At 71.0% G+C, this 13,304-nt stretch carries 8 protein-coding genes; all 8 read right to left on the reverse strand.

Annotation, left to right across the window (positions count from 1 at the left end; translation table 11 throughout):
* Positions 1-9 precede the first annotated feature (9 nt).
* On the reverse strand, positions 10-807 hold the full coding sequence (locus H4281_RS42695; RefSeq protein ID WP_182896542.1) for a hypothetical protein: 798 nt from the start codon (positions 805-807) through the stop codon (positions 10-12).
* The gene (locus H4281_RS42700; protein ID WP_182896543.1) at positions 804-1,202 is read right to left on the reverse strand and encodes a YbaB/EbfC family nucleoid-associated protein; all 399 of its coding nucleotides are present in this window, start codon (positions 1,200-1,202) and stop codon (positions 804-806) included. Before H4281_RS42700 ends, H4281_RS42695 begins: the two co-directional genes overlap by 4 nt.
* A gap of 18 nt (positions 1,203-1,220) precedes the next feature.
* Positions 1,221-4,508 (reverse strand): right-handed parallel beta-helix repeat-containing protein, encoded by a 3,288-nt coding sequence (locus tag H4281_RS42705; protein WP_182896544.1) that lies wholly within the window; start codon positions 4,506-4,508, stop codon positions 1,221-1,223.
* 19 nt (positions 4,509-4,527) lie between these two features.
* Entirely contained in the window at positions 4,528-6,969 is a 2,442-nt protein-coding gene (locus tag H4281_RS42710; protein WP_220508688.1) for a hypothetical protein, read from the reverse strand.
* Positions 6,970-6,986: 17 nt separating this feature from the next.
* On the reverse strand, positions 6,987-7,220 hold the full coding sequence (locus H4281_RS42715; RefSeq protein ID WP_182896545.1) for a type VII secretion protein EccB: 234 nt from the start codon (positions 7,218-7,220) through the stop codon (positions 6,987-6,989).
* A gap of 16 nt (positions 7,221-7,236) precedes the next feature.
* On the reverse strand, positions 7,237-8,622 hold the full coding sequence (gene eccD, locus H4281_RS42720; RefSeq protein WP_182896546.1) for a type VII secretion integral membrane protein EccD: 1,386 nt from the start codon (positions 8,620-8,622) through the stop codon (positions 7,237-7,239).
* Positions 8,619-12,635, reverse strand: coding sequence for a type VII secretion protein EccCa (eccCa, locus tag H4281_RS42725; RefSeq protein WP_182896547.1), 4,017 nt, complete (start codon positions 12,633-12,635; stop codon positions 8,619-8,621). The genes eccD and eccCa overlap by 4 nt, the downstream gene beginning before the upstream one ends.
* On the reverse strand, positions 12,632-13,304 hold a 673-nt coding region (locus H4281_RS42730), incomplete at its 5' end, for a hypothetical protein (protein WP_220508689.1). The genes eccCa and H4281_RS42730, both read right to left, overlap by 4 nt.

Raw genomic sequence — 13,304 nt, forward strand, 5'->3', positions numbered from 1 at the left:
CGAAGAAAGTCAGGAAACGGGGTTGTCCGGGGTGATCGGCGGCTGGGCGGGGATCGACTTCGCCGGCTCCCAGCCGGCGGGTTCGCCCTTGACGGCGGGCAGCCACGCCTCGGTCGGCTCCAGGGGGCGGACCTCGCCTTCGGGCGTCTCGGCGCTGTCCTCGACCGCGTGAGCCGGCCTTTCCGAGCGGACGAAGACTTTGGCCGGTTCCAGCGGGACGACCTCGCCTTCGCGAGCGACCACCTTGTGCTGAAGAGGGCGCTCGACCGAGAGCCGCCGCAAGTGCGTTTCCTCTTCGGGCAAGGGTTCCTTGCCTCGATCCGGGATCCGGGCCCGGACGCTCCTGGCCGCTGTCCAGCCGCCGCCGTCTTCGGCTTCCGGGGCTTTGCCCAGCAGCTTGCCCCGGATGCGCACGCCGCGCTGGTACTCGGTCGGCGGCGCGTCGGCGTCGGCCTTCTGGACCTTGTGGTTCAGGTCGGTGAAGTTCTTGAAGAGGGCGTTCGATCCGTCATACGCACCCTGGTCGGCTTCGCGGAACGACGTCGCCATGTCGCCGATCGCGTCGCGGGTCGCTTCCACCGCCAGTGCCCAGGCGTTGATGCCGTTGTAGATCTCGGCCGCCGACTGGATGTGCGTTGTGGAGAATTCGTTGCCGTTCTTGTCGTTCCCGGCCGCGTCCTGGATCCGGCCGGGGTTCGCCAGGCTCTGCACCCGCTGGGCCAGCGTGCGCAGTTCGGCGCTCTTGCCGTCGAAGCCGTCGCGGCCGCCGTCCAGACCGTCGGCGTCGACGAAAAACTGGTCGGTCACGGCAGATTCCCTTCGTCGAATCCCGGCACCCGCGCCGAGAACAGGGCGTTGACGTCCACTTTTCCGCTCATCAGGTCTTCCGCGGAGATGCCGGGCGGCAGCATGGGGGCCATCAGTTCCGCGGCCGCGGCGACGGATTTCTGCCGGGCGGCGGAGACGGTTTGCACGATCACCGAGGCCAGTTCCGCGGGAGCCATGCGTTTGTACGCGCTGGTGGGGAACGAAAGTTCGGTCAGTTCGCCGGTGCGGCCGACGGTCGCGGTCACCTCGCGGCGAGCCGAGGTGACGGTGCTGGCGGCGGTTTCGACGTCTTGGCGGGCTTGGTCGAAGTGATCGCGTTGATGCTGGTAGGCCGCCATCGCGTCCTCGAGCATCTTTTCGTAGTGCGTGCTCATCGGTCTCCTCCCGAGGGGTCAGCCGACCGAGGCCAGGCCGGGCCCAAGGGCCATGGCGCCGGTGTCGGGCGGGCGGATGCCGCGCAGGTCGGCGGCGGCGAGCGTGCGGGACGCGGCGGCGGCCGACAGCGTGCGGGCGAGTTCATGCGCGGCGTACGCGGTGTGGTCGGACGCGGCGGACAGTTCGTGGGCGAGCGCGTCGCGCACGTCGCCGGGGACCTCGTGACCACGCCGCACCAGCAGGCGCACGGCGATCTCGGCGAGTTCGTCCACTGTGTATTCGCCGAGTTGCCAGCCGTACGGGAAAGCGTCGCGCAGGGTGGGCAGTCGGGCGAGCAGTTCGCCGACGCGGTCGCTTTCGCCGGTGAACACCACGACCGGGTCGGCGGGGCGGCGGGCGATCATTTCGGACAGTGCTTCCAGGGCTTCGATGCCGGGGGTGTGCGGCGAGGTGTCCCAGTCGCCGTCCAGGTCGACCACCAGGGTGCCGCCGGAAGCGTCCTCCACGGCGGCCCGGACGAGGTGTTCGGCTTGACCGGGCCATTGCGGGGAAAGCTCTTCGGCGAGGTTGCGCTGCACCAATTGCCCCATCGGAGCCATGCCGAATTCGGAGAGGATTTGCGCGTACAGTTTCGCGTACTCCGACCGTCCGGTGCCGCGTTTGCCGCTGATCACCAGGTTGGCCTGGTGGCCGAGCGGCTGGCGTTCGCGGGCCAGGCGGCCGAGTTCGAGCAGGAGCCGTTCGGCGTTCTCCCGCACCGATTTCTGGCCGACCAAGCCGCTGAGGCGTTTCCAGCCCGCACTGGTTTTGACCGCGGCGGCGGGATCGGCGGTGACCGGAACCGCCGATTTCGCGGCGGAAGGCAGCTGCGCCAGCTCGGCCTGAAGATCGTCGGCGGTGAGGCGGTTGAGTTCGATGTCTTTGGACGGCGGGTGAAGCGCCAGCCGCGAGGCCTGGTTGTTCACCATCGCCTCGAACAGCTTGCGCGCGACACGACCGTTGCCGAACGTCGAGTTCTTCGGCACCCGCTCGAAATACTCGCGCAGCGCGGCCAGCGCGTCGTCGGTCATCTCGTAGTAGTGCTTGCGGGTCAACCCAGTCGTGATGGTGACCAGTTCGTCGACGCTGTAGTTCGGGAATTCGATGGTGCGCGTGAACCGCGAGGCGAGGCCGGGGTTCGACTGCAGGAACTGTTCCATCTGCTCGGAATAGCCCGCGACGATCACCACCAGCGAATCGCGCTGGTCTTCCATGATCTTCATCAGCGCGTCGATGGCTTCCTGCCCGAAGTCCGGACCGGAACCGCCGGTCGGCGCGCTCAGCGTGTATGCCTCGTCGATGAACAGCACCCCGCCGACGGCCTTCTCCACGACCTCGGTCGTCTTGATCGCGGTGGACCCGATGTACTGGCCGACCAGGTCCTGGCGCGCCACCTCGATCATGTGGCCTTTCGACAGGATGCCGAGTTCGGCGAGCACTGTGCCGTACAGCCGGGCGACGGTCGTTTTGCCCGTGCCGGGCGGGCCGGCGAACACCAGGTGCCGCGACATCGGCGGCATCGGCAGGCCCATCCGCTCGCGCATCTGCGACATCTTGATCAGGTTGATCAGGCCGGTGACTTCCTTCTTCACCCCGGCGAGCCCGACCAGCGCTTCCAGGTCGCCCAACGGGCCTTCGAGCACCTCTCCGGCGGCCTCGCTCACGGTCTGGTCGGCGGCCGCGAAGTCGCCCGGCGGACCGGCGGGCACGGGCTCGGCGGTCCGGGCGGAATCGGTGCTCAGGTTGTCCACGTCCGCGCGCTCGCCGCTCACGAGTTCGCCCGAGGCGTCGTTGACCACGCAATCGCGGATGCTGACCGGCTCGGTGGTTTCCACGTGGAAGCCGTCCTTGCCCGCGCCGAGGATTTCGCATTCGGTGAACGACGCCTGAGCGCCGACGCACACGCCGTTCCCTCGTGCGTTGCGCACCCGGCAACGGGAAGCTGCCAGCGGAGAACTCACGGTGATCCCGTCCCCGCTGGAATCGATGATCTCGCAGTCCTGCAAGGAGATCTCCGCAGTGCCGGCGACGTGCAGCCCGCCGCCGCGCACTTGCACCGACTTCGCCGAGGACGACGCGCTCGAGGTGAACGAGACCGCCTTGTCCGCCGTCGAATCGACTCGGAGGTCGGCCACGGTCAACCGGGCGTCCTCGGTGACCTGCACGCCGGTTTCCCGGCCGGTGTCGACGGAGGCGTCCGCGAGGTCCAAGGTGGACTGTCCGGAAAGGACGATCCCGACGCCGCCGTCCGGCGTCATCCGCAGCCCGCCGACGGTCACCGCGGACGACGCGCTGACCGCCATCGCGGTGTGCGTAGATCCCCGCACGGTCGCACGCTCGAACCGCGGCCGCGCCTGGTCGTCGACCAGGATCGTGACCGGTGAGCCCTCGAAGGTGCAGTCCACGAACTGCGGTGCGGCGGTTCCGGTGGCCTGCACCGCGTTCGCGCCCGCACCGGCGAACACGCAGTCGCGCAGCAACGGCTCGGCGGACGCGGCGATGTGCGCGGCCTGCATCGGCGCCGACCGGAACTGCGACGACGCCACCGAAACCCGGCCCTTGCTGGTCACGTACAGGTCGACGTTCGCGCTGTCCCGCACGGTCAGCCCAGTGATCGTCGCGCGCCCCTGCTGTTCCACGACCATCGCCGGTTTCTGCGCGCCGACGATCTCGCACTGCTCGACAATCGCGACCGCTTCGCCGTTGACGCACACCCCGTTGCCCGCCGCGCCCCGCACCGCGCAGCGCCGCAGCAGCACCGATCCGGTCTCGGCCACGACCACCCCGGACGACGCGGCGTCGACGATCTCAGTGTCCTCGATGGCCGATTGCACCGGTGAGGCGACCACGACCCCGGCCCCGCCGGTGCTGGTCACCGTGCAGCCCCGCAGCGCGAGCGAACCTTCCAGCCGGGCCAGCAGGGTCGCCCACGAAGCCCCGGACAGCCGGCAGCCGTCCAGGGCCGCCTCGCCGCGCACGACGTCGACCGTGACCAGCTGGTCGTCGACGCCGGTGAGGACGAACCCGCTGAGCTGCACCGCCTCGGCGTTCGCGACGAGCACGCTCCCGGTGTTCGCCACGATTTCCACCGTGCCCGCGCCCTGTTCGGCCACCAGCGACACCATCCGGTCCACCACGAGGTTTTCCTCGTACCGGCCGGGGTGCACGCTGATCGTCGCCCCCGGCTGCGCCTGCGCCAGCGCCGCGCCGATGGTCCCGAAGGCACCCGGCCGGTCGCCGCCGACCACGAGCAGCTGTCGGTTCATCGTCTCCGCCTCTCCGCACTCACGCCAGGCCCGGGAGCGCCCCGAACCGCTCCGCCGCCTGCTCGTCCATCACGGTCGCGACCAGGTCCTCGCCCGCTTCCGCCCACGTCTGCACCGTCTGCCGGAGCGAGTTCATGGCCAGCTCGTCCAGCGAAGCCCGGTCGTTGGCCACCCGCCCGGTCTCGTCGATCTCGCTCGCGGTCAGCTCCCGCAGCAGCACCGCGCCGCGCGCACCCGCCGCCGGTTTGCGCGTTTCGAGCACCTTGAAGCTGGTGCCCGGCACGAACAGCACGCGGTTTTCGACGCCGCCCTCGCTCGGTTCCAGCAATTTGGTGCGCCGTCCGGTGATCGACCACACCAGCACGTCCGTTTCGCCGTCCACCGCGGACGACGGATGGGTCAGTGCGTTGAGGAAACCCCATTCGGTCAGCACTTTCCGCCCGTCCAGCAGCGGCCACGCCGACGGCGGCAGCTCGGTCGCGAAGGTCGCCGGACCGCGGTGCGAGGGCAGCCTGCTCAGTCCGGCCACGACGCACCGGGCGACCGGGACGTGCGGACCGTTCGCGCCGCGCCGCAGTCCGGCGTCGATGGTCGATCCCTTGGGGGACAGGTAAAGCTGCACGGCCACCGCGTCGGTCAGCACCTCGGCCGACGACGATGTCGACAGCACGCCCTGGAATCCCGGGTGCTCGGACAGGATCCGCGCGACGGTGTTCGACATCAGGCCGTATTCCGCGCCGAGCGATTTGCGCAGCCACTGGCGTTCCTTGTCCGCGCCGCGTTTCGGCAGCAGCGCGGTCGATTCCGCACCGGGGGTTTCCTGGAAACGCAACTCCGCCGGGGCCGGTTTCGGCTTGTCCGAAGCGGGCGCCGCAGGAAGTTTTTCCGGCGCCGGGACCTTGGCGACCGGCGGTTCGACGGGCTTGGCCGGAGCGACGTCGGCCGGAGCGAGCTGCGTGATCGGCTTCGCCGCCGGAGGAGCAGCGGAAACCTTGACCGGAGGCTCGGCCGGGGCTTCCGGCTTGACCGGCGCGGGAACCGCCGCGGGAACCGGAGCAGGCGCGGCGATCGCCCCAGGAACCTCTGTCGGCGCGGCAATGCCCAACGCCGCCGGAGCCGCGGGCAGATAGGCCGCCGGAGGAGCCGCAACCGCCACAGGCGCCGGATGCCCGGACTCGATCGCGTCCAACGCCCGAGCCGCCACCCGCGGCCGCGCACGCTCGGCGAGCAGCGCGGCAGCAGGCAGCACCCGGCTCATCCGGCGAGTCTGCTCGTCCAACCGCGCCAGCAAATCCTCCGCCAGCAACCGCATCCGCGACGCCGAACCCTCGTCCGCCGCGTCAAAAGTCAGGTTGTGCACCGCGGCGTCGAGGCCGATCTCGCGGATCGCGGCCGACGACGGACCGTCCTGCGGCGGCCGCACCAGCAGACCGGACTGCACGACCTCGACCACCGCGTCCGGGGAGTACCAGTACACCGCGGGAGACACCTGGTCGAGCCCGTGGATCGGCGGACGGTGCGAAAGCAGCTCCGGCAGCGGCGTTTCGTCACCCGAGCGCGGTTCGTAGCCGAGTTCGGTGGTGAACGGACGCCAGCCGAGGCGTCCATCGTACAGCACGGTCCGCAGAGTCGGCAGCTGCGGCGAACCGACCGGCACGCCCGCGTAGAACGCGACCGGCTTGCCGAGCAGGTCGGCCAGCGCCTGTCCGATCGCGGCCTCGCCGGGCACCTGCATCGGGCCGTACTGCACGAACCGCGCCTTGGCCCGCACCTTCTCCGGCAGCTGCACCCACAGCCGGGCCGCGTCGTCCAGCGCCAGCGGCGGGCAGCCGGGGCAGCCCAGCACGATCGTCATGGTGTCGTGCTGCGCGGGCATCCGGGAGATCAGCGCCGTGCGGTGGTGCCGCTGGGGCGCGTCGAAGCCGACCGGGCGGACCCACAGTCCGCCCGGCAGCGGCTCGGCGACGCCGCGCGAACTCGTCGGGGTCAGCTCGGCGGCGATCCCGGAATCCCAGGCCGGGCGTGGGAACCGCTTCGCCTCCCAAGCGGGCGGACGGCCCGGCCGGAACCGCACCCAGCCGCCGCCGCGTCCGGCGTGGACGAACAGCGCGCCGCCCGCGCTCGGGATCACCGAACCGTCCGGCGCGAGCACCGGGCGGTTGATCCGCTCGGCCAGCCACTGCCCGGCCAGCGCGGTAGTCTCGCGCGAACGGCCGCCGATCACCAGCCGCACCCCGCGGCGGCGCCGGGGGAGCGCCTTGGCCACCGATTCCCACATCGCGATCGGCGAATCCACCGGCAGGTCGACGACGACCAGGTCGTGGTCGGGATCGGCGGCGACGCCGAGCGCGAGCGACTGCGCCTCGCCGGTCATCCCTTGCGCGAGGTGCACGACCAGCGCGTTGCCCACGGTCTTCTTCTCCAAAGCGCCGTCGTCGCGCCGGATCAGCGAGAGTTCCATGGCTGCCCTCCTTCCGCTCAGGCGTGCCGGCCGACGGCGGGCGCCGCCCCGCCGGTGTGGTGCGCGATCAGCCCGTACACGAAGAACCCGACCGCGATCAGCAGTCCGAGCACCAGCCCGACCAGCAGGCCCACCCAGGCCCGCCGCGCGGGCACGTCGAGGTGGGCCGCGTCGCCGAGCACCAGCGCCGAGGTCATCCGCCCGATCAGGAACGAATACGCCTCGACGTGGTCCTTCTGCGTCTGCACCATGGCAGCGCTCCTTCGCTTATTCGGTGAGCCCGACGGCCCACGCGTAGACGCCGAACAGCTGCAGCAGGATCGGGATCATCGCCACCGCGCTCAGCGTTTCCAGCCAGTTCGCCAGATGCCCCCAGATCGGCAGCAGCCGCCGCGGCGGCGGGCGCAGCATCGCCAGCAGGAGCAGGAAGAACACCAGGCACAGCCCGGCGAGGCAGGCGCCCCGCCACTGCGTGGGCAGCGGCTGGATCAGCGACAGCCCGAGCAGCACCAGGCCGATCGCGCCGGCGACGGCGAGCGGAACCCGCTGCCACACGCCGAGCAGCGCCCGCGACCGCATCAGCACCGCCGCGGACACCAGCCCGCCGAGAACGGTCGGGAAGAGCCCGTCGCCGACCAGGAACGGGAAGCAGCCGACGAAAACGGCCGTCGCGGCGAGGCAGGCGATGGTGAGGTAGCCGTCGGCGTATGCGGTCTGGTGCACCATCTGGGCGGCGGGCATCGGCTCGATGTCGTACTGCAGTTCCCCGGCCGAACGCGGCAGCTGCGGACCGCGGATGCGGGCGAACCGGATCCCGATCCGCGGTGCGAACACCATCAGCCCGACCAGCACGAACGACACCAGCCCGGCCGCCTGCTCGGTGGTGAACCCGGCGCCGAGGTGCAGCCACAGCGAGATCGCCCCGGCCAGCCCGGTCGCGACCACCGCGCCGAACGGCACGAACGGGATGGCGTGCGACCAGGCGGCTCGCCCGCCGAGCACCAGACCGCCGGCCAGCGCGAAGGTCAGGCAGCCGGTCAGGATCGGCGCGCCTTGGAGGTCGAACGCCGGCTCGAGCCCGGCCGCCGCGACCGCGCCCGCGAGGAACGCGAACCCGCAGCCGCCGAGCCCGAGCAACGTCAGCAGCGCCTTGTCGTCCGAACGCACCCCGGTCGCCACGGCCGCGACGAGCAGCCCGAGCGACACCGCGCCGCCGCCGATCGCGGTCAGCCCGGCCGAACCCGGGTAGAGCAGCACCTTGGCCAGCACCACGAGAGAGAAGATCGCGAACCCGAGGAACAGGCCGCGGTTGAACTCCGGGCGCCAGCGGCCGGGATGCCGGCTCACCGCGGTGGCCATGCCGTCCGCGATGTCGTCGAAATCCAGCTCCGGCAACGGATCCGCGCGAGGGCGCAGGTGGAATTCCTCGCCCTCCTTCCAGTCCAGCGACTCCGGCGTGCCCGACGCGTCCAGCGGCTCTTCGCCGAGCCGCTGCAGCACCCAGGCCTCGCCGAGGTCCTCGCGGCCTCCGGTGTGCTCCAGCAGCACCGGCAGCAGGCTGGTCAGCGGAACGGACATCGGCACCGCCAGATCCGCCCTGCCCTGCGGCCCGTACACGGTGATCCGGCACAGTTCGCCGGTCGACGCGGTCATCGCACGCCCCTTTCGGTCATCGCGAGCGGGGACCAGCCCTCGCCTGCCCGGTCTTCTTCCGCGATCGCGGTCTGCACGAGCTTCACGCCGCGGCGGGTGACCAGCTGCGCGCGTCCGGCGGGCAGCTGCCGCGGAGCCGCCTCGCCGAGGAATTTGCCCTCCTCCTTGGGGTAGGAGAACACCACGCCCGGGCTGCCGAGCTCCCAGATCCGGCGGACCACCGAGTCGCTCAGCGCGCGCATCGCTCCCGACGTGCTGCGGCTGAGGATCAGGTGGAAGCCGATGTAGGAACCCTGCGACAGCAAGGACAACAGCGGTTCCAGCGGCGAACCCATGCCGCTGGTCAGCAGCTGGTAGTCGTCGACCACGAAGAACAACCGCGGGCCGGTCCACCAGTCGCGGCGCTTGAGCCGGTCCGCGGTGATGGTCTGGTCCGGCACCCGGGGAGTGAGCGAAACGCTGGCCTGCTGCGCCAATTCCTGCAGTGCCTCGGTGGTGGTCGCGTACCCGACGCGGTAGGCCTCGGGCACTTCGGCGTCCAGCTGGCGGCTCGGGTCGGCCAGCACGATCTTCGCCTCGCTCGGCGAGTAGCGGCTGAGCACCGAACGCAGGACGACCCGCAGCAGGTTGGTCTTGCCGGTTTCGTTGTCGCCGAAGGCGAGCAGGTGCGGAGTGGCCGCGAAATCGTGCCACACCGGCAGCAGCCGCTGTTCGTCCTGGCCGACGGCGATCCGCAGATCTCCGTCCGGCGCGGGCAGCTGGGCCATCGGCAGCTTCGCGGGCAGCAGCCGCACCGCCGGGGCAGGCGCGCCCGGCCAGAACAGATGGACCTCTTCGGCGACCGCCTTGGCCGCCGCCGCGAGGTCGTCGGTGTTCCCGCTGCCGTCCATGCGCGGCAGCCCGGCGAGGAAGTGCAGCCCGTCCGGGGTCAGGCCGCGACCCGGCTGGTTCGGCACCGTTTTCGCCTTGCGCGAGCCGATTTCCGACTCCATCGGATCGCCGAGCCGCAGCTCGAACCGCGTCTGCAGCAGGTCGCGCAGGTACGGGCGGATCTCCGACCAGCGGGTCGCGCCGATCACCACGTGCACGCCGAAGGACAGGCCGCGCGAGGCGAGTTCGCCGATCTTCTGTTCCAGGTCGCTGTAGTCGTTCTTGAGGCTGTACCAGCCGTCGACCACCAGGAAGACGTCGCCGAACGGATCCTCGATCCGGCCGCTGCGGCGCAACGCGCGGTAGGCGTCCATGGATTCGATGCCGTGCTCGGAGAACAGCGTCTCGCGGCCTTCCATGACCTGCGAGATCTCCTCGATCGTCCGGACGACGCGGTCGCGTTCGAGCCGGGTGGCGACCGAACCGACGTGCGGCAGCCCGGACAGCGACATGATCCCGCCGCCGCCGAAGTCCAGCCCGTAGAACTGGACCTCCTGCGGGGTGTGCGTCATCGCCAGCGCCAGCACGAGCGTGCGCAGCAGGGTCGACTTGCCGGTCTTCGGCCCGCCGACCACCGCGACGTGCCCGGCCGCCGACGACAGGTCCGCCGTCAGCAGCTCGCGGACCTGCTCGAACGGCCGGTCGATCATCCCCATCGGCACCCGGAGCTTGCCCCAGTGCGCCGGGTCGGCCACCGCCATGCCGCGCACCGGGTCCGGCGTGACGCTCGGCAGCAGCGAGTCCAGGCTCGGCGATTCGGCCAGCGGCGGCAGCCACACCTGGCGCGCCGCCGGGCCCGCGCCGGTCAGCCGGTCGATGAACGCGTCGGCGAGCGTCGGCCCGCCCGGCACGGCGGCTTCGAGAGCGTCCACATCGGACTGTTTCTCGGCGGGTTCCGGCTCGTCGTCGCGGATGATCAGCTTGGCGGGCCGCGCCTCGGTGCGGAACGGGACGACCTCCCGGCTCGCCCGCGCCGCCGCGACCGCGGAGTTCTCGCCGCTGCCCGCGGGCACCGGACCGGAGACGTAAGCGGCCTTGAACCGCACCAGGTTCGTGGTGTCGATCTTCAGGTAGCCGTTGCCCGGTTCCGGCGGCAGCTCGTAGGCGCTGCCCGCGCCGATCACGCTGCGGGACTCCATCGAGGAGAACGTGCGCAACGCGATCCGGTACGACAGGTGGCCTTCGACGCGGTGGATGCGGCCCTCGTCCAGCCGTTGCGAGGCGAGCAGCAGGTGCACGCCGAGGCTGCGGCCCAGCCGTCCGACCGAGACGAACAGCTCCATGAACTCCGGCTTCGCGCTCAGCAGTTCGGAGAACTCGTCGACCACCAGGAACAGCGTCGGCATCGGGGCCAGCTGTTCGCCGGCCGCGCGCGCCTTCTCGTATTCGTACAGCGACGGGTAGCCGCTCGCGCGCAGTTGTTCCTGCCGCCGCACCATTTCGCCGTTGAGCGAGTCCTGCATGCGGTCCACCAGCGGCAGTTCGTCGGCGAGGTTGGTGATCGTCGCCGAGGTGTGCGGCAGCCGGTCCATCCCGAGGAACGTCGCGCCGCCCTTGAAGTCGACGAGCACGAAGTTGAGGATCTCCGACGAATGCGTCGCGGCCAGTCCGAGCACGAGCGTGCGCAGCAGCTCCGACTTGCCCGACCCGGTCGCGCCGATCAGCATCCCGTGCGGGCCCATCCCGCCCTGGGCGGATTCCTTCAGGTCCAGTTCGACGATCTCGCCGTCCTCGGTCACGCCGATCGGCACCGACATGCGCGCCCGCTGCGCCGACCGCGGCCGCCACTGGCCAGGGACGTCGAAGGTGTGCACGTCCTTGATGCCCAGCAGCGCGGTCAGCCCGAAATCGCTTTCCAGCGGCTGGTCGGCGATCTCGAGGGTGCCGCTGGTCCGTTTCGGCGCGAGCAGCCTCGCGAGCCCTTCGACCTGGGTCACCGACAGCTCGTCCCGGGTCGCCGAGCCGACGCCGCTGCCCGCCGGGAACTCGACCAGATCGTCCTTGGTGGTCAGCCGCAGCACCTTGGGGCCGCCGGGGAGCGAGCCGGTGACGTCCAGCAGCACGACGTTGCGCAGGCCCGCGCCGACCAGCCGCGACGACTCCGGGATGGTCGCCAGATGCGCGACGACCACCACGAACGGTTCGGTCGTCGTCGGCCCGACGGTCTTGTCGTGGTCGTCGCGGTCGGCGACGTCCGGGCCGAGGAGATCCATCAGCTCGTCGTGGTCGGCGGCCAGCAGCCGGAGCGGGCCCGCCGCGTCGCGCAGGGTCGGATGGTTGTTGTGCGGCAACCACTTCACCCAGTCCCACTGCGCCTGCGCGGCCTCCGTAGTGAGCACCGCGAGCCGCAGTTCGTCCGGCGAATGGAAAGCGACCAGCTGCGCGAGCATCGCCCGGACCAGCCCGACGGCCGCGTCCGGATCCCCGTCGAACTCGACGCTGGTGAAGCTGCGCAGCCCCACCGCGGTCGGGATGCCCGACAGCGTGCGGTAGGTCTCGGTGAACCGGCGCAGCGAGATCGCCGACAGCGGTTCGAGGTCCTCGATCGGCTTGGTCACCGGCGGCACGAGTTCGAGCGCCGACTGCTGCGTGCCGAGCCCGATCCGCACCCGCGCGAAGTCCTCGTGGCTGATCCGGCGCTCCCACAGCCGCGGCCCCATCGCGAGCGACCACAGCGAATCCGGGGACGGGTTGTTCCAGGCCACCGCGTGCCGCTGGTCCTCGGCGGTCGACCGGGCCCGCTCGCGGACCTGGCCGATGTAGCGCAGGTAGTCCCTCCGCTCGGCCTGCATCTTGCGCTTGCGCTCGGCGGCCGCGCGGGACAGCTGCCCGAGGCTCATCGCGATCATCGACACGCCCATGCCGCCGCCGATCACGTAGGTGAACGGCGAACTGCCCGCGACTCCGGAGAACGCCAGCACCATCACCAGCGACCCGATGGCCATCGGCAGCATCATCAGCAGCGAGTTGAAATCGCGCGCCGCCGGCTCCGCCATTACGGGCGGTTCCTGCAGTTCCTCTTGCCCCTCGGGCATTTCCGGACCCGCCGCGCGCGGGCCCCGCTTGACGGTTTCCGTGCTCATTCGAGCACCCCCGGCGTGCTGCGGCGCACCGGCTCGCCCCAGGCCGAATGGTCCTGGCGCAGCAGGTCGGCCATGGTGCGTTCCTCTTCTTCCTCGGTCTCGTCTTCGGCCGTGTCCGCTTCGGGCTCCAGGGGTTCCGGCGCGTCGCCGCAGGTGGGCAACTCGTCGGGGAGGATTTCGGCCGGTCCGCCCCGAACCCGCTGATAGGTGCTGAGCGCTTCGTCCGGACGCCACGGTTCGGCACTGCGCTGGACGTAGTCGGTGACGATCTCCTGCTGCCGGTCGTCCGCGGGAGCGGTGACCGGCAGGAGAGCGGGGAGGAAGTCGGCGGTGCCTACGTCCCAGGCCGAGGTGTCCTCGTGGTCGAGGGGTTGGACCACGGCGATCCTTACGCTCTCGTCTTCGGGGTTGTTCGCGGTGCCCCAGCCGGTGTTCGCCGGGGTAGCGTCCACAGTGGACACTGGCAGCCAGGATTCCGGGGCCTCGCTGAGCATTCCGGCGGCGCCGGGACGTTCGGCGGGGGCCTTCGCGCCGTCGGCCGGGGTGCTCGGCGGGACTGCCGGCATGGCCGGGGCCGGGGTGGCGGCCCAGCCGGCCGAGGTGCTCGGTGGGGTCTCGCCGTGCGTGTCGGGGTTTCCGACGCCGACGGATGTGCTCGCTGCCCAGGGT

The sequence above is a fragment of the Amycolatopsis dendrobii genome (assembly GCF_014145675.1).
Taxonomy (GTDB): Bacteria; Actinomycetota; Actinomycetes; order Mycobacteriales; family Pseudonocardiaceae; genus Amycolatopsis; species Amycolatopsis dendrobii.